The organism is Sphingopyxis sp. SE2, from assembly GCF_032227185.1.
Lineage (GTDB): Bacteria > Pseudomonadota > Alphaproteobacteria > Sphingomonadales > Sphingomonadaceae > Sphingopyxis.
In genome coordinates this window covers 347,680-368,924 of sequence record NZ_JAPMXW010000009.1, presented here as the reverse complement: position 1 = coordinate 368,924, position 21,245 = coordinate 347,680, and the positions used below count along the sequence as shown (strand labels likewise).

Annotated in this window: 21 protein-coding genes and 1 other annotated feature; of the genes, 18 read left to right on the top strand and 3 right to left on the bottom strand. The window is 61.2% G+C overall.

From position 1 onward, the window contains the following. Positions 1 to 65: 65 nt before the first annotated feature. Entirely contained in the window at positions 66 to 539 is a 474-nt protein-coding gene (locus tag OVY29_RS24340; protein ID WP_292941636.1) for a MarR family winged helix-turn-helix transcriptional regulator, read from the bottom strand. A 74-nt stretch (positions 540 to 613) separates the two neighbouring features. Between OVY29_RS24340 and OVY29_RS24335 the strand changes: the two genes are divergently transcribed. The 4 genes from OVY29_RS24335 to OVY29_RS24320 are packed head-to-tail and all read left to right on the top strand — an operon-like array spanning position 614 to position 6,114. Beyond that, positions 614 to 1,501, top strand: a complete 888-nt coding sequence (locus OVY29_RS24335) for an alpha/beta fold hydrolase (RefSeq protein ID WP_292941638.1) — start codon at positions 614 to 616, stop codon at positions 1,499 to 1,501. Beyond that, the gene (locus OVY29_RS24330; protein WP_292941640.1) at positions 1,498 to 1,911 is read left to right on the top strand and encodes a PaaI family thioesterase; all 414 of its coding nucleotides are present in this window, start codon (positions 1,498 to 1,500) and stop codon (positions 1,909 to 1,911) included. The genes OVY29_RS24335 and OVY29_RS24330 overlap by 4 nt, the downstream gene beginning before the upstream one ends. Next, a complete protein-coding gene (locus tag OVY29_RS24325; protein ID WP_292941642.1) occupies positions 1,905 to 3,017 on the top strand; it encodes an efflux RND transporter periplasmic adaptor subunit in 1,113 nt (370 codons plus the stop codon). Before OVY29_RS24330 ends, OVY29_RS24325 begins: the two co-directional genes overlap by 7 nt. Position 3,018: 1 nt before the next feature. Beyond that, entirely contained in the window at positions 3,019 to 6,114 is a 3,096-nt protein-coding gene (locus OVY29_RS24320; protein ID WP_313912459.1) for an efflux RND transporter permease subunit, read from the top strand. Between the two features lie 188 nt (positions 6,115 to 6,302). On the opposite strand, the gene OVY29_RS24315 is transcribed toward OVY29_RS24320, so the two are convergent. Then, positions 6,303 to 7,787 carry a SulP family inorganic anion transporter gene (locus OVY29_RS24315; RefSeq protein ID WP_292948227.1) on the bottom strand — a complete coding sequence of 495 codons (1,485 nt, stop codon included), beginning with the start codon at positions 7,785 to 7,787 and terminating at the stop codon, positions 6,303 to 6,305. 38 nt (positions 7,788 to 7,825) lie between these two features. Further along, positions 7,826 to 7,880: a sequence feature (sul1 is cis-regulatory element that is thought to sense ions involved in sulfur or methionine metabolism; They are found in Alphaproteobacteria), on the bottom strand. A gap of 421 nt (positions 7,881 to 8,301) precedes the next feature. Between OVY29_RS24315 and OVY29_RS24310 the strand changes: the two genes are divergently transcribed. The 11 genes from OVY29_RS24310 (at position 8,302) to OVY29_RS24260 (ending at position 16,857) form a co-directional block, all read left to right on the top strand. Next, a complete protein-coding gene (locus OVY29_RS24310; protein WP_313912458.1) occupies positions 8,302 to 10,395 on the top strand; it encodes a ParB/RepB/Spo0J family partition protein in 2,094 nt (697 codons plus the stop codon). 83 nt (positions 10,396 to 10,478) lie between these two features. Continuing rightward, positions 10,479 to 11,429: a zincin-like metallopeptidase domain-containing protein gene (locus OVY29_RS24305; RefSeq protein ID WP_313912457.1), complete on the top strand. Its 951-nt coding sequence runs from the start codon at positions 10,479 to 10,481 to the stop codon at positions 11,427 to 11,429. After that, positions 11,398 to 11,790, top strand: coding sequence for a hypothetical protein (locus tag OVY29_RS24300; RefSeq protein WP_313912456.1), 393 nt, complete (start codon positions 11,398 to 11,400; stop codon positions 11,788 to 11,790). The genes OVY29_RS24305 and OVY29_RS24300 overlap by 32 nt, the downstream gene beginning before the upstream one ends. A 47-nt stretch (positions 11,791 to 11,837) precedes the next feature. Then, entirely contained in the window at positions 11,838 to 12,479 is a 642-nt protein-coding gene (locus OVY29_RS24295; protein ID WP_231471959.1) for a hypothetical protein, read from the top strand. Positions 12,480 to 12,491: 12 nt separating this feature from the next. After that, positions 12,492 to 12,785: a hypothetical protein gene (locus OVY29_RS24290; protein WP_313912455.1), complete on the top strand. Its 294-nt coding sequence runs from the start codon at positions 12,492 to 12,494 to the stop codon at positions 12,783 to 12,785. A gap of 591 nt (positions 12,786 to 13,376) precedes the next feature. After that, positions 13,377 to 15,299 (top strand): reverse transcriptase domain-containing protein, encoded by a 1,923-nt coding sequence (locus OVY29_RS24285; RefSeq protein ID WP_024018999.1) that lies wholly within the window; start codon positions 13,377 to 13,379, stop codon positions 15,297 to 15,299. Beyond that, the gene (locus tag OVY29_RS24280; protein WP_313912454.1) at positions 15,296 to 15,670 is read left to right on the top strand and encodes a DUF6927 domain-containing protein; all 375 of its coding nucleotides are present in this window, start codon (positions 15,296 to 15,298) and stop codon (positions 15,668 to 15,670) included. The genes OVY29_RS24285 and OVY29_RS24280 overlap by 4 nt, the downstream gene beginning before the upstream one ends. Positions 15,671 to 15,687: 17 nt before the next feature. Next, entirely contained in the window at positions 15,688 to 15,888 is a 201-nt protein-coding gene (locus tag OVY29_RS24275) for a hypothetical protein (protein WP_313912453.1), read from the top strand. Between the two features lie 95 nt (positions 15,889 to 15,983). Continuing rightward, positions 15,984 to 16,238 (top strand): type II toxin-antitoxin system Phd/YefM family antitoxin, encoded by a 255-nt coding sequence (locus OVY29_RS24270; protein ID WP_060977715.1) that lies wholly within the window; start codon positions 15,984 to 15,986, stop codon positions 16,236 to 16,238. Beyond that, complete coding sequence (locus OVY29_RS24265; RefSeq protein ID WP_081095537.1) at positions 16,235 to 16,501, top strand: Txe/YoeB family addiction module toxin; 267 nt, start codon at positions 16,235 to 16,237, stop codon at positions 16,499 to 16,501. Before OVY29_RS24270 ends, OVY29_RS24265 begins: the two co-directional genes overlap by 4 nt. A gap of 14 nt (positions 16,502 to 16,515) precedes the next feature. Next, the gene (locus OVY29_RS24260) at positions 16,516 to 16,857 is read left to right on the top strand and encodes a hypothetical protein (protein ID WP_313912452.1); all 342 of its coding nucleotides are present in this window, start codon (positions 16,516 to 16,518) and stop codon (positions 16,855 to 16,857) included. Positions 16,858 to 16,880: 23 nt separating this feature from the next. On the opposite strand, the gene OVY29_RS24255 is transcribed toward OVY29_RS24260, so the two are convergent. Continuing rightward, a complete protein-coding gene (locus OVY29_RS24255; RefSeq protein WP_313912451.1) occupies positions 16,881 to 17,378 on the bottom strand; it encodes a hypothetical protein in 498 nt (165 codons plus the stop codon). Positions 17,379 to 17,445: 67 nt separating this feature from the next. Between OVY29_RS24255 and OVY29_RS24250 the strand changes: the two genes are divergently transcribed. From OVY29_RS24250 to OVY29_RS24240, 3 genes are all read left to right on the top strand, one after another. Continuing rightward, positions 17,446 to 18,732: a hypothetical protein gene (locus OVY29_RS24250; RefSeq protein ID WP_313912450.1), complete on the top strand. Its 1,287-nt coding sequence runs from the start codon at positions 17,446 to 17,448 to the stop codon at positions 18,730 to 18,732. A 47-nt stretch (positions 18,733 to 18,779) separates the two neighbouring features. Beyond that, positions 18,780 to 19,415, top strand: a complete 636-nt coding sequence (locus OVY29_RS24245; RefSeq protein WP_409581505.1) for a DUF7007 domain-containing protein — start codon at positions 18,780 to 18,782, stop codon at positions 19,413 to 19,415. Between the two features lie 103 nt (positions 19,416 to 19,518). Next, complete coding sequence (locus tag OVY29_RS24240) at positions 19,519 to 21,192, top strand: ATP-binding protein (protein ID WP_313912448.1); 1,674 nt, start codon at positions 19,519 to 19,521, stop codon at positions 21,190 to 21,192. The last annotated feature ends 53 nt before the right edge of the window (positions 21,193 to 21,245 follow it).

Below are 21,245 nucleotides of genomic sequence, written 5' to 3'. Positions count from 1 at the left end.
AGTGGGTGGGAAGCTGAACGTCCGGTGTCGGAACCGTCAGTGGAGACATCGAGAATCCAGCGCGTCTAATTGCGACCCAAATTGTCCTGCATCGCGGCCAACATCGCACTTAACCGGCCCAGCTCATCAATGTCCGTCCCGGCAAGCAGGCGCCCGTAGACCGCGTCGGCCTCGGTCCTAAGCTTCGGTAATAACTCAACCGCAGCAGGCATAAGTTGGATGTGCCAAACGCGCCTATCGTTCACTGCGCTACGTCGCTCAACGAGCGAAAGTTCTTCAAGCCTGTCAATGGCCTGGCCAACGCTTGCTCGTTCCAGCTCAAGCTCCCGGGCAAGTTCGGTCTGCGTCATGCCAGGCGTTCGATAAAGATATGCCAAAGCGCGCCACTGAGTTCGGGTGAGTCCGAATTGTTCGAAGGAGGTATCGAATGTGCGTCGCAGCCGCCGCGTCACCCCTTCCATCAGGAAGACGAGCCGATCGGTGTCGGTCAGAAAATTCGTCTCAGCTTCATCGGCAGCCTGATCCGAGTGCGTTACCATGATCCGGTCATAGCTTTCCCGATACGAAAATAAAGATATTTACTGTAAGGCACCTTACAGTATAGCAAAATGCTATGGACATCGTAACAGCCAGCATCAAGGGCGCCGACGGCTTCGACCTCGCAGCCGAGATCACCGGCGCGCCTGACGCAATGCCGGTCTTGCTTGCTCATGGAGGTGGGCAGACCCGGAGAGCATGGAAGCGGGTCACGACCGATCTTGCTGACGCCGGGTATTGCGCAATTGCTTTTGACATGCGCGGCCACGGTGACAGCGCGTGGTCCGATGCCGGGGCGTATGAAATACGTGACTTCGCGGCCGATCTTGTCGCGCTCGCATCCGGTATGGACCGCAAGCCCGCATTGGTCGGTGCATCGCTTGGTGGACTGGCGGGGTTGCTTGCTGAGGGAGAGCTCGCCCACGGCAGCTTTGCATCGCTGACACTGGTGGATATCGCGCCCCGCATGGAGCCTGACGGCGTGATGCGGGTCGTCGGGTTCATGGAGCAGCATGTCGAAACCGGCTTTGCCTCACCTGATGAAGCGGCGGGGGTTATCGCACGCTACATGCCACACCGCAGCAAGCGCGGCGCTGGCGCAGGCCTGCGCCATTATCTCCGGCAAAAGGATGATGGCCGCTTTTACTGGCATTGGGATCCAGCGTTCATCCGCAACATCATGGCTGCCAAACGGAGCAATCCCGATAATCAGGAGCTTCAGTTTCAGGAGCTCAGCAGGGCGGCGGCCAGCTTGACACTTCCGCTCCATCTCATTCGCGGCGCGGCGAGCGACCTTGTTTCCGAAGAAGCGGTTGCACACCTGCAGCAGGTCGCCCCCCATGCGGAGTATACCGACATCGCAGACGCCACGCATATGGTCGTGGGCGATTCCAATGATGCATTTTCGAATGCGATCCTCGGCTTTCTGAATCGCCACCATAATCCCACAGGATCGGGGCAATGAGCGAACAGCCAATGGTGCTTGACCGGGCGGGCTTGCAAGACATGCTCGACATTGCGCCCTTCCATCAATGGCTCGGCCTGAAAATCCAATCCTGCTCGGAACACGGGCTTGAGCTCACGATGCCCTGGCGCGATGAAATTGTCTCCAACCCCGGGGTTGGCGCGGCACATGGCGGCGTGCTGGCAGCGCTGATCGATCTAACCGGCCTTTACGCTTTGGTTATGCTGGGCACTCGGGCTACGGCCACGGCCGACCTCAGGGTCGATTATCATCGGCCCGCGACCGCTGGTCCGCTCATTGCGCGTGGACAGGTTGTCAAAACCGGACGCCAGATCAGTGTCGCCGAAGCCCGCATTTTTGGGCCTGACGACAAACTTTTGGCGAGCGGCAGAGGCGCCTACATATGCTAGTGCGCCTTTCTGTGCCTGCATTGATAGCCGTCGCTTTGTTGCTGCCTGCCTGTTCAGGCGGCGAGGCTGAGGACCAGACTGCAAAAGAAGCACCGCAAGGCCCGCGTGAGGTTCAGACCTCGATCGCCCGGACCGAATTGCTCAACGAACCGGTGAAGGCGTTCGGAACTATCGCAGCCAAACAAAGCAGTGCAATCGGAGCGCTCACCGAAGGCCCGGTCGAACGGATCTTTGTGAAAGTCGGTGACAGGGTGTCACGCGGACAGCCGCTCTTTCGCATCAGACAAGCCGACTATCAGCGGAACGTGGCTGAGGCACAAGCTGCGGTTGATCTTGCGACCGCTCAAGCGATTGAAGCCGAACGGCGCTATGAACGCGTGATAGCTCTTGCGCCGAAGGGTTTCGTTTCGAAAGCGCAGGTCGATGCGGTTGAGACTCAGCTTGCCGTTGCGCGCGCGCAAAAGGCGCAAGCTGTTGCTGCACTCGGCACCACGCAGCAGGCCCTGAGCGATACGATTACGCGCGCGCCTTATGACGGCGTCGTAACCGCGCGCCTCGTTGATGAGGGGGTCTATCTCAACAATCGCTTCGCGGGAGGCGGTCAGTCGGCCGCTCTTCAACTGCAGGAGCTCGGCACCGTCGCGGCGATTGTCAACGCGCCGCAGGAATATGTCGACATGCTGCGGCGAGACATGCCAGCGCGCGTTTTCATCGAAGGGTTCGACGCGCCGTTCGATAGCATCGTCTACATCATCAACGACCGGGTCGATCCTGAAAGCCGGATGATCGAATTGCGGCTGCCGATCGCCAATCCCAACTACCGGATAAGCTCCGGCCTTGCAGCGCGAGCCGAGATCCAGATCCCGCCCGAACCAGCCATCATTCTGCCCCGAACAGCCATTCTCGGCGACAGCTCCGCCGCCCATCTTTTCATCATCCGTGATGGTAAGGCTCAGCGCCGCGAGGTCAGGTTCGACAGTATCGACCTCGACAGGGTGCGGATCCGGTCAGGCCTGACCGCAGGCGAGGAAGTGATCATCGATCCTCCGGCAACCTTGCGCGACGGCGAGCAGGTGAAGCCGCGCCGCACGACCGACGAGAAGTAATATGTGGCTGGCCGATGTTTCGATCCGGCGTCCAGTCTTTGCGACGATGCTGATTGTCTCGCTCGTCGTGCTTGGCCTTGTTTCCTTCGGCCGTCTCGGAGTCGATCTGTTTCCCGAAGTCGAATTTCCCTACGTGTCGGTGACCACCACGCTGCCTGGGGCGTCGCCTGGGACGATCGAGACCGAAGTCACCGATATCGTCGAAGAGCAGCTCAACACCATCGCGGGCCTGCGACAGATGCGTTCTGTCAGCGCCGAAGGGGTGAGCATCGTCAATCTCGAATTCGAGCTCGAGCAAGACGCCGACCTCATGGCGCAGGAAGTCCGTGACAAGATGTCACGGCTTGGCGCTGATCTGCCCGCTGACGCCGAGCCGCCGGTGATCGAGAAAGTCGATCCAGATGCTGCGCCTATCCTGTCGGTGCTCTTGTCTGGCGATATGCCTATCCGCGATCTGACCACCTTTGCGGACGAGGAGGTGAAGGAGCGGTTGCAGCGCGTGCCCGGGGTCGGCTCGGTCGAGCTGGTTGGCGGGCGCGAGCGCGAAATGCGCATCTGGCTGGATGCGTCCGCGATGCGCGCGCGCAGCATCACGGCAGACGACGTCCTCTCGGCAATCCAGCGTGAAAATGCAGAGCTTCCGGGCGGAAGACTGGTGACGGAGGGGCGAACACGCCAATTCGGCATCCGCACGCTCGCCGAAGCGGCGAGCGCAGCCGAATTCGCAAGGATTCCGATTGCCTACCGCCCGAATGGCCAGACCGTCCGTATCGGAGATGTCGGCCGCGTCGAAGATTCGGTCGAAGATGAAACCAGCTATGCGCAGCTCGATGGCAAGCCTGGTGTGGTGCTCGAAGTGCGCAAACAGAGCGGTGAAAACACCGTTGCAGTTGCCGAGCAGATCCGGGCGGCAATCGCGGACATAAGCGCAAGCGCACCGGATGGGGTCGACCTGGTTATCGCCCGCGATACATCGCGCTTCATCGAACAGGCAATCGGCGACGTGCTGTTCGATCTTTTCATCGCGGTGTTGCTGGTAGTCGCCGTGACCTTTCTGTTCCTGTTGAGCTGGCGCGCGACGATCATCGTTCTCCTCGCCATTCCGACCTCGATCGTTTCTACCTTCGTTGCTTTCGCCGCATTTGATTTCACCATCAACATGATCACCTTGCTGGCGCTGACTGTGGCGATTGGTCTGTTGGTGGATGATGCCATCGTCGTGGTCGAGGCAATCCAGAACGATGTCGATGCCGGTGTTGATCCAACCGAGGCGGCACATGCTGCGACCAAGCGCGTCGCACTGGCGGTGCTGGCAGGCACGTTCGCTACGCTGGCGGTCTTCGTTCCGATCGCCTTCATGGAGGGAATAGTCGGCCGTTTCTTCTTCCAATATGGACTGGCAATCGTGTTTTCTGTCAGCGTCTCGATGCTGGTTGCCTTTACGTTGACCCCGGCCCTGTCGGCCCGATTGCTGCGCCCGGAACATCCGGAAGATGGCTGGCTGGGACGCATAGAGCGATTTCATGTCGGGATGCGCCTTCGCTACGAACGACTCGTCAGCTGGGCCATTGGCAGGCGGTATGTGGTGCTTGCTGGCGCCTTGGCGAGCGTTCTTGTCGGCGGATTTTTTGCCGCGCTTGTGCCGAGCACCTTTATGTCCTCCACTGATCGGTCAGAATTTCTCGCGACGGTCAAGCTACCCCTTGGCACGGGAATCGCCGGAGCGCGCGACGCGGCACAGCAAGCGGATATTGTCTTGCGCGAAAATCCGGAAGTCGAATTGGTGTTTGCAAGCGCGGGAAGCGGCAGCAATCCCAAGGTCAACGAAATCGATATCTATGTCGGGCTGACCCCCAAGCGAACCCGAGATCTGTCGCAAGATGATTTGATGACCTTCGCGCGCGACGCCCTCAGTAAAGGTGTCGCCGGAGCGCGCGAGGTATCTGTGGCGGAGGTTCCATGGGTTTCGGGCGGAGGTGTCGGGCAAGCTGCGATCGAGCTTATCATCACCGGAAGTGATACAGCGGCGATCAACGATTATGCCCAATGGCTGCAAGGTGAACTCACTTCCCGGCCCGATTTCGTCGACGTCCGCTCGACCTATGAGGGCGGCCGACCCGAATTGCAGATTGTGCTTGATCGTGACCGCGCAGCGGACCTCGGCATATCCGCGCGAAGCCTTGCCGCAGCCTCTCGCACGCTGGTCGGAGGCAGTGATGCGGGAACCTTCGAAGCCGACGGGCGGCGTTATGATGTCCGCGTGCGCCTCGACGAAATTAATCGGCAGACCCTCTCGGATGTTCAGGCACTGCCACTCAGAACCGGACAAGGCACGCTGGTCGATCTGGCAGCAATCGCCGATGTCGAAGTGGCATTAAGCGCCGCGGAGATCGACCGTATTGATCGATCGCGCCAGATTTCAGTGCAGGCGAATACAGCCCCCGGCGTAGCGCTGAGCGTCGCGGTTACGAAGGTCGAGAACCTCCTTGCGTCCAACCCGCCGCCGCCTGGACTTTCGATCCGGACCGAGGGCACAGCGCGAAGACTGGCCGAGACGGGGGAGGCAATCGTCTTCGCGTTCGCACTTGCAATCGTGGCGCTGTACATCGTGCTGGCAAGCCAGTTTAACAGCTTCGGGCAGCCAATCATCATCATGCTCACTGCGCCGCTTTCATTTTCAGGCGCTTATTTTCTCATGTGGGCAGGGGGGCAGGAAATGAGCCTGTTTGCTCAGATCGGCATGATTGCACTGATGGGGATTGTGATGAAGAACGGCATCCTTCTGGTCGATCTCGCCAACCAGTATAGGGACGCAGGCATGGATCCCGCCTCGGCGATGCGCAAGGCAGCGCCCGAACGTCTGCGGCCCGTCCTGATGACAGCGTTGGCGGCGGTATTCGGGATGCTGCCAGTCGCGCTAGCTCAGTCGGATGCCGCTGAGTGGCGCAATTCGATGGGCTTTATCATCATCGGCGGCTTGACCACTTCCACATTCTTGACGTTGCTGGTGGTGCCCGCCGCCTACTCTGCTGCGGGTGATCTAAGAGGGCTTACTGGGCGTTTTCGCACCATGGCTCGAAACAGGCTGCATGGCTAAACCGCCTCTCGCCTTTTAGTGATCCCTCCCTATGACCGCTTTGGGTCGGTTCCTAAATGGCAGATTTTTTCAACGAAGGCAGCTTCCTGCCGTTCGGCTTATGGTGACGGAACCTGCCAGTCAGCTTCTGCGCGTTTCTTGCCAGCAGCCGACATTCAGGAAACGACCCCAAATCGGACATTGTCAGGTCAGTGCGGGCTTACCCCAAGCTCGAACCCGGTCTTGTCGTGCAGAGCGAACCTGTCCACGATGTCGGCGCTGGCGCGGTTGTAGCCGACCACGTCGACGTTGCGCCCGTCGCGCCGCAATCTGGCGACGATCTTGTCGAGCGCGGCGACGCCCGAGATGTCCCAGAAATGCGCCGCGGTCATGTCGATGGCCACGTTGGGCGCGGTTTCGGCCACGTCCATTGCGGCCACGAACCGCTCGACCGAAGCGAAGAAGATCTGGCCGCGCACACGGTAATGCGCGGTCTGACCGTCTTCGGACAGGTTCCGCTCCACGCCGAACATCCGCTGCACCTTGCCCGCAAAGAAGATGCCCGACAGCAGCACGCCCGCCAGCACGCCCAACGACAGGTCGTGCGTGCCCACCACCACCGCGACCGTGGTCAGCATCACGACCGATGACGGCCACGGATGGCGACGCAGGTTGGGGATCGAATTCCAGCTGAAGGTGCTGATCGACACCATGATCATGATCGCCACCAGCGCGGGCATCGGCACCTGCCCCACATACGGCCCAAGCACCGCCAGCAGGAACATCAGGAATGCGCCCGCCGTGAAGGTGGAGAGCCGCCCGCGTCCGCCCGACGTCACGTTGATCACCGATTGCCCGATCATCGCGCACCCGCCCATGCCGCCGACCAGCGCGGCGGCGATGTTGGCGGTGCCCTGCCCGGCGCATTCGCGGCGCTTGTCGCTGCCGGTATCGGTCATGTCGTCGACGATTTGCGCGGTCAGCAGCGATTCGAGCAGGCCCACCGCCGCCATCGCAGCCGAATAGGGCGCAATGATCCGCAGCGTGTCCCACGTCAGCGGCACATCGGGCCAGACCAGACTGGGCAGGCCTTGGGGCAGGTTGCCCATGTCGGCGACCGTGTTGACCGGGGCGCCGCTCGCCACCGCCAGGATCGTGAGGATGACGATCGCCACCAACGGCGCCGGGATCGCGGTAGTGAGGCGTGGCAGGAGGTAGATGATCGCAAGTCCGGCAGCGACCATCGCATAGGCTTGCCAGGTCACGCCGGTCAGCTGCGGCAGCTGGGCCATGAAAATCAGGATCGCGAGCGCGTTGACGAAGCCGGTGATCACCGAGCGCGAGACGAACTGCATCACCAGATTAAGCCGCAGCAGACCCGCTACGGTTTGGATGATCCCCATCAGAATGGTCGCGGCGAACAGGTATTCGACCCCGTAATCGCGCACCAGCGGCACGACCAGCACCGCCACGGCTGCGGTCGCAGCAGAAATCATGCCGGGCCGCCCGCCCGTGAAGGAAATGATGATCGCAATCGCGACCGAGGCATACAGCCCGACGCGCGGGTCCACCCCGGCGATGATCGAGAAGCCGATAGCTTCGGGAATGAGCGCAAGCGCTACGACGATGCCGGCCAGAATGTCGGCTCGCGGGTTCGCAAGCCAGTCGCGCCGAAGCGTGGCAGTGAATGTCATGATGCAGTCCAGATACGATCATCGGCAGCAAGGTGCCGGATTGTCCCGGGGATAGGCGCCGGGCCGAGCCACCCGCGATACCGCAGGTCCGTCGATGCGGGCGCTATGGTGCAAAACCGTCTGGATCACAAGGCTTGGTGCCAGCGGCAGCTATCCACCCATTCCCGGCCATGAGCTGGGCCGATGCGCCATCCCGAAAGCGGCATGTCCGCTTCGGGCCGAACTATCAGGCTAGTCTGGCAGCCGCGAGCGGTTGAGCTGCGGTCGTCACCCGAATCGGTCTGCTCGGGCTGCGAATTGTGGCGATCCCAGGATCGCCTCCACATGAGCATCCAGCAATTGCGGCATTCTGACCTCTGACGAGCCGCGCGCTCCAAATCCGGAGCATGCCACGCTTTCCATTCGCGCGGCGACAACGAGTAACCCCGAGGCCTGCGTGAACCGCATATCAGAAGGGGAGGGGGAGGGGATGTGTGCCCGGGTGATTGCCGGGTGCACATCAGGAGTGACCACGATGCTTATTCCCTTTTCCCGGCTCTATCTGAGCGATGCCAATGTGCGCAAAACGCGCAGCGAAGAAGACGATATCCAGCTATCCGCCGACATCGAAGCACGCGGCCTTTTGCAGAACCTGCTGGTCACCAAGAGCAAGAAGCGCGGCAAGTATGCCGTGATCGCCGGTGGCCGCCGGTTGCGGGCCATCGAGATGATTGTCGCGCGCGGTGCCTGGGCCCCCGACACCGAGATCGAATGCAAGCTGCTTGAGGGCAGCGAAGAGGAAGCAGGCGAGGCCTCGCTTGCCGAGAACTTCCAGCGCGTCGGGATGTCGCCAGCTGAAGAATGCCGCGCCTTCCAACACTTCATCAAGGAAGGCAGCGATGTTGCCGCAGTCGCCAAACGCTTTGGCCTGACCCAGCGTTTCGTGGAAGGCCGTCTGCGTCTTGCCAACCTCTCCGAGCCGATCTTCGAGGCGCTTGCCAAGGGCGATGTCACTCTCGAGATCGCCAAGGCTTACGCCGCGACAGATCAGCACGAGGTGCAACTGCGGGTCTTTGAGCAGATGCGCTACGCCTATAACCCAAGCGGCGATGCCATCCGGCGGATGGTGGCGAGCGGTTCCATGCGCGGCAATGACCCAATCGCGCTGCTGATCGGCGAAGATGCCTATGTGGCCGCCGGCGGCAAAATCGAGCGCGACCTCTTCAGCGAAGCGGCAGATGATCGCTGGATCGACATCGAGATCGCCCACAAGCTTGCGGCGGAGAAGATGGAGACCGAAGCCCAGCGCATTGCTGCTGAAACTGGCCTTGCCTGGATCAGCCCGGTGGCGTCGACCAATTCATGGCAGGCGCGCAGCGAAATGGGCGTCAATGCTGTCCGGCTGCCGCCCGCGCCGCTCTCCGAAGAAGCACGAGCCCGAATTGACGCGATCGATGCCCGAATGGAAGAAATCAGCGAGATCATCGACGAAGGCAATGAAGGCGACGAGGCCGATTTTGGGCAGCTCGAGGCCGAGTATGAGGATCTCGATGCTGAGCGCAGTGACCTCAATAACCCGGTGCGCGAACTGCCCGAAGAATGGCGCAGTGAGGCCGGACGGTTCCTGGTTCTCACCACCCGCGGCGAAATGGTCCTCGAGTCCGATTACTACAGCGAAAAGCGCCTGTCGTTCGAGACCGATGAGAATGGCAAAGTGACAGCGACGGCCGAAGAGCCGGTCCCAGGTTCCACCAAGCGAGGCAGCGCTGCACCTTCCAGGCCCGAGGCAGTTGCGCCGGGCACGGAAAAGCCGATCAGCGCCCGCCTCTTCGACGAGCTTTCGGTTCAGCGCCGCAATATCCTGTCGGCATCCCTCCTCAGCGATGCCGGGCTCGCGCTCGACTTCGCCATCTTCGCGCTGGCTGACAGCCGCAGCTATGAAAACCGGGGAACCTCGATCAAGGGCGGACGACCGAGCGATCCTGTGACCGGAGAACTTTCGCAGTCCACAGCCGAAGGGATTCTCGCCGAGGCCGAAAACGCGCTCGACACGGCATGGCAGGAACATGGCTGTGCAGCCCAGCGCTTCTTTGCCTTCCGCGAACTTGCCGACGAAGCCAAGGCGGCGTGGCTCGCCTATGCGGTGGCCATCTCGCTCGAAGCCAAGAAGGGCTATGGTTCGGAATACCATCCGATCCATGCTGTCATCGGCAGTATGCTCGACATCGACGTTGCAGCGATGTGGCGCCCGACAGCCGAAAATTTCTTCGACCGCGTGAGCAAGACCTCGTGTCTTGCGGCACTGACCGAAGTCGGCGGCAGCGATCTTGCGGCGCGTTATGCCGCATCGAAGAAGGCTGACCTTGCCAAGACCTGCGAGACGATCTTCGCCGGCAAGGCGATCGTTGAACAGGACGTCAAGGAAGCAGCGCTGGCCTGGCTCCCCGAAGGCATGAAGTTCACGATTGCCGCCAATCCCGCTGATCCGGTCATCCCGGACACCGACGAAAGCGACCCTGTCGCCGACGTCTGCGATGGCGATGACGGTGAAGCCGACAGCGAGGCCGGCGAGCTGATCGATGACCATCAACCTGAAGTCGCCTGTGAAGAAGCGGCGGTAGCCGCCTGAGGCGGCAAATCACCCCTCCTGATGACCTGGCCCGGCCACTCGCCTGAGTGAGCCGGGCCTCTTTTTTGTTGAGGAGCAGGCCAATGTGCCAAAGACCCAAGCGCGACGTCGCGCAGGAAATCACCAATCTGATCATCAAGACAATTGAGGCCGGAACGCTGCCTTGGCGCCGACCCTGGAAGAAGACAGGTATGGGCGGAGCGCCGCTGCGCGCTGCAGGCGTCCCCTACACAGGGATCAACCGCCTCTATCTTTGGGCGGTCGCCGACCACTATGGTCATGGCTCACGCTACTGGATGACCTGGCGCCAGGCCATCGAGCTTGGCGGACAGGTCCGCAAGGGCGAGACCGCCGAGCCGAGCATCTACTTCAACAGCACGAAGAAGACTGCGATCGACCATGCAACGGGCGAGGAATCGTCAAAAACAATCCGCTTCATGCGCGCCTACAGCGTGTTCAACGCCTCTCAGATCGATGGCCTGCCGCCGCATTTCTATCCGAGCCCGGTGCCCGAAGCGCCGCCGACGCCTTCGCAGAAGGCCGCTGCCATCGAGCGCTTCTTCTCACCCGTTCCGGCTGACATACGCCTCGGCGGAGACCGCGCATTCTACTCGCCGGGCGCTGATTATATTCAGCTTCCGCACCCCAATGTCTTCAACACCGAAGACGGGTTCGTGGCCACGAAAGCGCATGAACTCGGGCATTGGTCGGGCCATGCCTCGCGGCTCGCCCGCGAATTTGGCAAGCGTTTCGGCGACAAGGCATACTCTTTCGAGGAGCTGGTAGCAGAGCAGGTGAGTGCCCGGATCTGCTACGAACTGGGCCTTCCGGCAGACCTCCACGAAAGCCATGCCAGTTATGTCTCGCACTGGCTGGAGATCCTCAAGGCGGACAAGACGGCCATCATCACCGCGGCCGCGAAGGCCGATCAGGCATTCAACCATCTTGCTGCCTATTCGGGCTACCAGAGCGAACCTGCGGAGGATGAAGGGGAGGAAGCCGATGAAACGGCGCCAGTTCCGGCTTATGCTTGAGCCAACCCCCGAGGAGGTTGTTCGCCTCACTCAGCTTTACCGTTATGCCGGCGATGTTGCAGGCCGGGGGAGGGCGCCCATTGGCGGTGTGCTGGCTGAGTATATCGCAGGCCTGTTCCCCCAGAGGGATCCACGCCAGGTGCTGGACGGTCTTCTCGGCAAGGGGGACGCCGGTTGGTCGCTTGGCACAGCTCCGGGTCAAGGCCCAGCGCTCATCATCCAGACAACCGAGGCGGGCGTTGCCGTCTCGGCAGTTGCGCGAATCCTCGAACAGATTGCGCCAAACACGCTCCTACGACCGATGATCTACGAGCCGTTGCCGCTGCAGAACCCGGGCGAACATCGTCGCAGCCTGCATTGAGGGAAGGGGGATGGGGCCATTGCATCTTGCAATGGAAAGGAAGCCTCATGTCCTGCGACATCGATTACCGTTACCGCCGCGCACTCCAGCCTGATGGACTGACAACCTTCGAGAATGCGCTGCGGGCATTGAACGAGGCCGTCGATGATGTCCGCCTTGCAGGCCGGCAGGCTGCAAACTGCCCAGCAGTGCTGCTCCTCACCCGCCACCTTCAGCGGATTGCCGACGGAAGGCCAACCGAATGTGAGGCAGACGACCAGGCGCTGCGGTCCCAGTGCATCGAACGCCTTGCCGAGCTTAAGCACAGACCGGCGATCATTGCGCTGGTCAAGCGCGGGATCGACTATCGTCCCGAAGAGCTGCGCCACTATCGGCGCGAGGGCACGCGCGCGCTCCGCCAGATCGCAGCAGGGATCGGGCTCGAGCATGCCGATTACCGCATCAGCTATTACACATCACAGGAACAGCTCGCGGGCGAGCATGTGCTGGAAGCCGAAGGTATCTATGTCCGGATCAGCCCGGAACGGTTCGGCGAGCCGGGTCTCGCTTGGCGCAACCCGTTCTGGAAACCGCCTGGCGCGGTGATGCGCAAAGCGCCGATCACCGCCCTTGCAGACATTCCCGCACTCACGGCGCGGATCGCGCGCGAATTGAAGATCGCACCTCCGGCGCAGCCGGGGCTCATCTGAAGGAGAACTAGCATGGGCTGGCTTTACATGCACCGTGCCGGAATGGGGGGCTTCGACACTCCCAAGGCCTATCTCGACAATCAGCTCACATGGGAGCGCGAGAATGAAGAAACCGGCACCTTCGAAGGATGCCGGGTCATCAGAAGCGTGTCCACAACCGGGGCCTATTACGCGGCTGTCCAGCGCTATGGACCGAACAACCAGACCCACGCCATCTCCGCGGTGATCTGTCTGGTCCGCTGGAACCCCAAGGCAGCCGACGGCTTCCTGTTCGGCTACAAGGACAGTGCGCCGTTGCGGCGCTGAAATGGAGTATCAGTGATGATGAGGTAAGTTGAGAATGCCTCTGCTCGCCGGACTAACCTCGGGCCTCACAAGGTCTGAAATCCCGAAAGGGACGGGGAACAATAGCATGTTCGGAAAAGGCCAGATGCGTCTTAGTCGCAAATGGAGGCGATGACGGTCAGGGCAAGGTGCGTATGGTGAAGGCTACACTGCTTAAATCCCAGTCTGCAGCAATCTATATAGCGATACTGGCGAAAGCGACTGTCACGCCAGGTCCGGATGATGACAGCGGTCTCATGTCTTGGCCGCCTGTTTCTCAGCCCATCCGGTGCGCCTCTCGTCGAGGGGTTTAGTGGACGAACGGGACACCTAACCGCGCCGCATCTCCATTCAGCGTAACTACGGGATGCCCTAAACAGGCGGCTTCTGCCGGCCTGCATGGGTACGGAGCCGCCATATTACTCAAATGCCCGGGGTAATGCCCGGGACATCGACCTCTTCGGAGGCGGCGGTGCAACTGTATAAGGTCTCGAGCGATCGGGCCGAAAGCGGGGAAGACCGGGGGAAGGGCGGCAGCTGTGATTCTTCAACCACCGATCATGGGGTGTGCTGATGCTGCCAGAAACTGTGAAAGGCCGGTTGGAGGCCATTCCGGCGCTCGTTGCGTCGGGCAAAAGGGTGAATGGACTCTATCGTCTGATGGGGTCTCGCCTCCTTTGGGAGGAGGGGCTCCAGAAGATCGGATCCAACAAGGGTGCGATGACGCCGGGTATTGACGGCGAGACCTTCGCGGACTTCGGACCGGAAGACCTCGACCCGATTATCGCCAGCGTGACGGCAGGGACCTATGATCCCAAACCAGTGCGTCGGGTGTTTATCCCGAAAGGCAAGGGCAAACGGCGTCCGCTGGGCATTCCCACGCGCGACGACCGCCTCGTTCAGGAAGTGGCGCGGCAACTGCTCGAACGGATCTATGAACCGGTGTTCTCGAACGCCTCCCATGGATTCCGGCCGGGCCGGTCGTGTCATACGGCGCTTGAACACGTCAAAGCCGTATGGACGGGGGTGAAATGGCTCGTAGATGTGGATGTCGCGGGGTTCTTCGAGAACATCGACCACGACATCCTCCTGCGGCTGTTGCGGAAAAGGATCGATGACGAGAAATTCATCGGCTTGATCGGCAGCATGCTTAAGGCGGGTGTTATGGAAGACCGGGTTCACACCCGGACCTACAGCGGCACTCCGCAGGGCGGTATCGTCTCTCCAATCTTGGCCAACATCTACCTCCATGAACTCGATATGTTCATGGCGGAACGGATCGCGGCTTTCGAGAGGGGGAAGGTCCGTGCCACGAACCCGGAATATGGGCGACTGGCTGGGCGCATCCAGAAACAACGGAAGCGCGTCACCATGCTGCGGGCCAAAGACAATGTCGACGAGGTGAAGGTTGCGGCCTCCTTGGCCAAAATCCAAACCTTACTGCCGCAAAAGCGGTCCATCCCGTCGAGAGACGCGATGGACCCCGGTTATCGCCGACTTCGTTACTGTCGCTACGCGGACGACTTCATGATTGGGGTTATCGGTAGCAAGGAGGATGCACGAAGCGTGTTCGCCGAAGTCAGGGCATTCCTGACCGAGGCGCTGGCGCTCACGGTGTCCGAGGAGAAAAGCGGTATCCGCAAGGCGAGCGATGGAGCCGCCTTCCTTGGATATGAGGTCCGCACATATACGACACGCCAACGGGTTGTCCGGAGCCGACAAGGTTCCGTCAGCTTCCTTCGTAGGCCGCCGTCGGAAGTGATGCAGCTGCATGTCCCTTGGGAGAAGGTCCACGCGTTCGCTTCTGCAAAAGGTTATGGTGATCTGTCGGTGTTGAAGCCGCGTCATCGTAGCCTGCTGCTCAGCTGCAGCGACGTTGAGATCGTCCTAGCTTACAACGCCGAATTGCGGGGTTTTGCGAACTACTATGCTCTCGCCAAGGATGTGAGCTTCAAGCTGAACAGGCTTGAGTTTCTCCAGCGGTGGAGCTTGTTCAAGACCTTGGCCAGCAAGCACAAAACCAATGTGCGAGCGGTCGTGGCCCGCATGAGGACGGGGCAGGAATTCACCATCGGCTACGACGTCGATGGCCAGCCCCGATCGGTCAAAGTCTGGAAACTGGCTCATCTGAAACGTGATCCGGCCACCTCGTCCAGGATTGATATCCAGCCTTGGACGCAGGTGTTCACCCACTCACGTACGGACTGGGTTGATCGTCAGAATGCCAAGCAATGCGAGGCTTGCGGTCGATCCGATGTTCCGTGTCAGGTGCACCATATCCGGGGGATGGCCGATGTTTCGCACCGCGGTTTTGTCGTGAGAATGAAGGTGGCACGCGCCCGCAGGACGGTGGTCCTGTGCGAGCAATGCCACTGGGATACTCACAGAGGCCGCCTGCCCGATCTACGGCAAAGTGATGGTTCGTCACAGTGGAGAGCCGCATGCGGTGAAAGCTGCACGTGCGGTTCGGCGGGGGGATCAGGGCTGACTCCATGAGCAGCACCAATCCTACCCGACTGGATGAAAACTCCGGGCCGGTGGAAGCCAGGTGCCCCAGAAGTATCCTCGAGGAACTGGGGCCAACCAATCACCCTTACGCCCTCGACTGGCGCAACCGGTGCTACCGCCAGCTGCGGCTCAAGGAACGCAAGATCGCCGATGGCGACATGATCCGGCTGCCTGAACCCATGAAGTTCACCGACGGGAGCGAACACGCCGAATTCAGGGTGACAAAGCGCGGCGCGAAGATTGAACTCAGCACGCCCGATGGGCGAGGCCGGTTCCGCATCAGCAGATTGATGGAGCGCCGGTTCGAAGTCGTGCCCCCCAAGCGTGCGCCGCGCACATTCTTCCCGGCAACGCCGTAACGCTCGGGAGGTAACCCATGCTGCCTCAGAGCCTCGATCCCAGAAGGGCGATCCTGTGCGGACGCGCCAATGCCGAGCGCCTCGCCATCCGGATGACAGCAAATTCCGGGCAGAGCCATGCCGTGGTGAGGACGGACAGCAAGCTCCAGCCCTTCTGCGTTATGCCTGCAGAAGAGGGCCATCCCGGTTTGATCGAGCTTCAGGTTGTCGTCCTGTAGGCTATCTCGGACAAATGGGGCTCTTGCCCTTCATCACTTGTTCACGCTTGCAATTGTACCAATACCAGTACAATGTTCCGGGAAAGGATGAAGCTATGGATGTTATCACCTACTCAGAAGCGCGCGCCAATCTGAAAGGCATCATGGATCAAGTGGTCAGTGACCGGACACATGTCGTGGTCACGCGCCAGAAAGCAGAGTCGATCGTGATGGTCTCGCTCGAAGATTGGAATGCGATCGAGGAGACCATGTACCTCCTTTCGAACCGCACCAATTCCGACCGCCTAAGGCAGTCGATCGAGCAACTGGATGGCCAAGGCGGCAATGAGCGCGGGCTGATCGAGCCTTGAAGCTGGTCTTTGCTGACAATGCCTGGGAGGATTATCTTCACTGGCAGCAAGCCGATGACAAGGTTCTCACCCGGCTCAACGATCTCATCAAGGAATGCCAGCGAACGCCCTTCAAAGGAACAGGAAAGCCTGAGCCTCTCAAAGGCTCCCTGGCAGGCTGGTGGTCGCGGCGGATCACCAAAGAAGACCGTCTGGTCTATCGCGTCACTGGCAAAGGAAACGAGCAACAGCTAGAGATTGCCCAATGCCGGTTTCACTATTGAACTGAGGCTCGTGCATGAAATCCCATCGCGATGCGGAAGATGGCGCGCGTGATCTGCGCAAACTGATAGCGCAGCTGGGCACAACCGGCGATGAACTCGCACGCACGCTCGGTTTCGACAAAGATGCTAACCGCCGCATGGAATCAGATGACATTCAGCGCCGCATCGGCTCGATGATAGAGGTCCTCAGCAAGGTGGAACCGCGTTTCGGTTCTGTCATCATGGCCTATGCCTGGTACCGTTCTGAGGCGCTTTCCGGTTTTTCAGGCCAGACTGCGATGGAGCTTGTGCGCTGCGACCGCGTGCAGGACGTGCTGACTTATATTGATGCCGTGGACGCAGGCGTGCATGCCTAAGCATAGCAATGTGACCGGAATGTCTAATCCTCGATCATCCCTCCGAGGCCGGGATCGAGATACCACGATGGGCCTTCGGTAAAGTCGGCATTGCGGGCAGGAACAGGGCCATCAGGCTCTGACGAGACGTAAGGGTTGACCATCGGCGCAGGGTGCTGGCCCGATCGCAGAATGTGCCCCGACATCTGGCAGCGCGGCCCGAGGAGCCCGAAAAGCCATTCGAGATCGTCGAGCATCTGGACAACCCCGCGCCCTGCCAGCGCGTAGTAAAGACAGCGCTGATAGTCATCGCAATGGCAGGACAGGATCTGTGTCAGCCGGGCCTTGGCATTGGGCAGACCCTGAAAGACGCCCTGCAAGGTCTCATAGAGCTCGCGCGCCGAGTAATAAGCATCGAAAGGCTCCACGCCGATCGAGGCATTGGCGAGCATGCGCTTGGTTGGACGGCAATTCGGATCAAGCGCCGCGTCGCGCAGCGTGACATCGAGGTCGAACTTGCCGATATCAAAGACCTTGTTCATTATTCATGGGCTCCTGCAGATTATGAACATATAGTGAACAAACGACAGGGTCAAGGCGTGATCATGCATGTGGCTGGTAGGTAAGGACACCACAGGAAAGACCGGCAGGGTCGCCATCAGCGACGAGCTGAAGGCTGCGCTGGTGCGGTGGTATACAGGCCGGGGCAGCGAGGCCGACCACCGCGCTTGCGTCTCACTGGTCTCGACCGCGCGAGAGAACCACAAATGGATCGCCTGCGACTGCCTTGGGGCAGAGCGTCCGCCGCCGCTGATGAGCGCGGCCTATCTCAGTTTTCAGGAAACCTATTACCTTCGGCGTCTTACCTCACGGCCAGGCCACGAGCCCGGATGCCCGTTTCATCTGCCGCAGGCGCCGCCGCGCATCCGCGAGACCGTGAAGGATTCTCTCTATGCCATCGGCCTTCCAAAAGGCCTGTTCAGCGCACACCAGAAGGCGCCGGAGAAGCTTGCACAGAGGCCAGAGGACATAGAGCCTGACGACCGCTCACGCGGCGTCGCCATTCCGCGCCTCGGCAAGCTGCTCTGGCTGCTGCTCGAGCGCGCAGGCTCGAACATCCTTCGCGAATTACCACCCAGTGGCAGGCGCGCAGGCTCGATCAGCGAAGAAATGCGCCACCTCAAGCGCGCCGCTCAGGGCTTCGACATCGCGCCGGGCATCCGGCTGTCGGATCATCTCTACACCAACGCGATCGATTACGAGAAACGGCGGGTCCATGCCCGATTGCGGGCTGCGGCCGAGACCTGGCCGCCCGAGTTTGCACCGCAGGCCTTTCTGCTTCTCGAAGCGAGCGAGGTCACATCGAGCGAGGTGGTGACGGGGCTAGGAACTGTCGAAATCCGCAATCGCATCCAGCACACCGGGATCATCCGGGCCGAGGTCGAGCCACCCTTTCTCGTGCTGGCCGTCGTCGGCGAGCATAGTCGGCGCGAAGGATACCTGGCGCTGCGCGCCTATGCCCAGCCTGTCTTCAGCGGGAACCAGTTCGTGCCCGCCGAGCGTGAACACGATCGCGACGTGCTGCGCGCACTCCAACAGGCCCAGTATGAATTGCGCCGCCTCGGTGTCAGGATGGCAGTCAAGAAGGTCCTCTTTGACATCACGCTGGCTGCGGGGTCGGCGAGGCCGGATTTCCTGGTGGCGCTGCTCGATGAGCATAGCGGGGTGGAGTGCAAGTTCGCGCTCCAGATCCTGCAGTCGGATGATGCTGACTATCTTGAGCTGCGCAGCATCGAGCGCGAGCGTCTCGGTCAGGCCGGGCTTGTCGTATCCATGGCCGTCAGCAGCGTGACGCCTGAGGCAATTATCAGCGAAGCCCGCCGCATTCTCGAGTGAAGGGGAGGGGGAGGATGTGAGCGAACCTGAAGAAGGAGAGTTCGCTCATGACATGCTTTGCTCCGTCGCCGCGCCCATCGACATCGATCTGGGGTGCTGTCCAACAGGCCGATCAGCTTGGCCCCGGGATTTGGTCGGTGATGACCGCCAGCCACGGCGGCATCATTCTGTCCGATCAGAGACAGGCCGCCATGCCGTCGGCGCTACAGATCGAGGGAGGGTCCTACGAAGAAGACTGCGATTGGTCGCTCCCGATCCTTGCCTTTTCCAGCGAGCTTGATGGGCAGGGCTCCTGCTCCGCAGGCTTTCTGCAGCTTGCCCGCGATACCGCCAAATGTTGGCATCCGGACCGGTTCAGCGCCTTTACCGGCGAGGCCGTCGAGGAGAATGCCTCCACGATCCTGCGGACGCGTAAGGCCTACATCGCCGCGATCGGCGAATTCTGCGTGACCAGTGCCTGGGGCGATTGGGCCGAATGGGTGCCGGAAGGCAAAGTCGGCGTGATTGCCCGCCAAGTCGAGCGCGTCGATCACCTTGGCCGGCCAAACTATGGCGAGGCCGAAGTGTGCGCGCTCATCGCCAAGGACCTCTACGCTGTGCGGAGCGAGGTCACAGCGCTGCGCGATACGGCGCACGAGATCATCCCGATGTCCGAGGCCCTGCGACCGAAACGAGTGGGCTGAAGAGCAGGCCGAAGGCCGCCCGGCTCTGGCCAGGCATCGATCCGCCGATCTGGAGGGAAGGGGGAGGGGAAGGGCGAACCAGTGCGATGAAGGGCCCTTTGCCATGAACCCGACAGTCATCCGACCCAGCGTCAGCCCGAAGACGATCACCAAAGTCACACGCCTCTTTAACGGCACCATCGGCGATATCCTCGGCGAGCTCCTCCAGAACAGTCGCCGTGCTGGCGCTTCCCGGATCGATATCGCCTGCTGCGCGGATCAGGACGGAGCGCGCCTGACCCTTGTCGATGATGGGTCCGGGGTAGCCGATCCCCAGACCATGATTGCACTGGGGGATTCGGGCTGGAGCCAGCACATCCATGAGGCCGAAGACCCCGCAGGCATGGGTGTCTTCAGCCTCGCGGGCAAGGATACCCGGATCAGCACGCGTCATGCCGATGCCGACACCGGATGGTCGGTCCATGTCCCAGCGGATGGCTGGACCGGCGCGAAGGACATTGCCGTGGTGCCCCTTGCTCGCCCGGTTGGGACGACCATCACCTTCCTGATGCCCGGGGTGAGCGAGCAGACGACCGAGCGGATTCTGCGCGAGGTCGCGAAGTTCTACCCGCTGCCGGTTTTCTTTAATGGCACGGAAATGCCGCGCGAGGACTTCCTCGCCAAGGCGATCTACATCGCCGAGTGGAACGGCAGCCAGATCGGCGTGTTCGAGGGCCGCGAATATCACCAGGACCCGACGACGAATTTCCATGGTATGGTGCTCACCCGCAAACTTGCCAGCGTCTCGGAGAGCCTTGGCGGCAAGACCTACCATGCACGGCTCGATATCGGGGCCACCCCGGGCCTTGCCCTTGTGCTCCCGGCGCGCAAGGAATTCGTCGAGAACGCCGCCTTTGCGGCGCTGCAGGCAGCGTGCAAGCGAACGATCTATGCCGCGCTGGCGCACAGAGGCCAGCACCGGCTTTCCTTCGAGAACTGGAAGGAAGCCCGCGATCGGGGGGTTGCCCTGCCGGAGGCCGACCCTTGGCTACCCCGCTGGCATGCGGCCATCGCGGAGAGCGACAACGTCAATGTCGAATATGAGGAGGTCGCAGCAGGTGCGGACGCGATCCTTGTCGCGGATCTCGAGCCCGATATCGGGCAGGGACTGGAGCGCGCGCTGCGCGAGCACCCCTTGCGCCCGCACCTCGTCGAGAACCATCCTGCCTACGCAGGCTATGGCTGGTATGACGCGCTGCATCAGCTAGGCAACGTGCGCTTCTATGTTGCTGCCGGAGAACGGGACCACGTCATCGCCGAGAACGGCAGCTTCCCTCCGCTGGATGACCATGTGCGTGCCGAGACGATCGAACTGAGGTTCTGCGTCTTTCACCGCGCCACCGAAACCGAGCGCGAGGAACGGATTCCGGCAGATGTCGCCTTCGTCGTAAACGAAGATGGCTGGTACAGCGGCATCGACCAGATCCGCATCGCCTATGTTCCGGGTGATGACCTGACCCCCGAAACGCTGGTCGATCTGATCGAGAACGTCTGTTTCTGCGCGAGCGACGACAGCGAGGCAGATTCCTGGGACACCCAGCACGAGCACTTCTTGCGCGATGCGCGCGAGCTCGCGGCCCGGGTGCTGCTCGGCGAGGACGAGGCCATTGCGGCGCGCATCCGTGACACGCTCGCCGGAATCCTCTGGGTCATTCCCAAGGATCGGCAGGTTGCCATTACCGTCGCACCCGGGACCGCGATCGATGTTCAGCTGTCCGCTTGTCAGTCTGCGGGCTGAGGCTCGCGAGGCCGTCAGGTTGCCCGCTGATCGCCCTTTTGATCAGGAGGAGA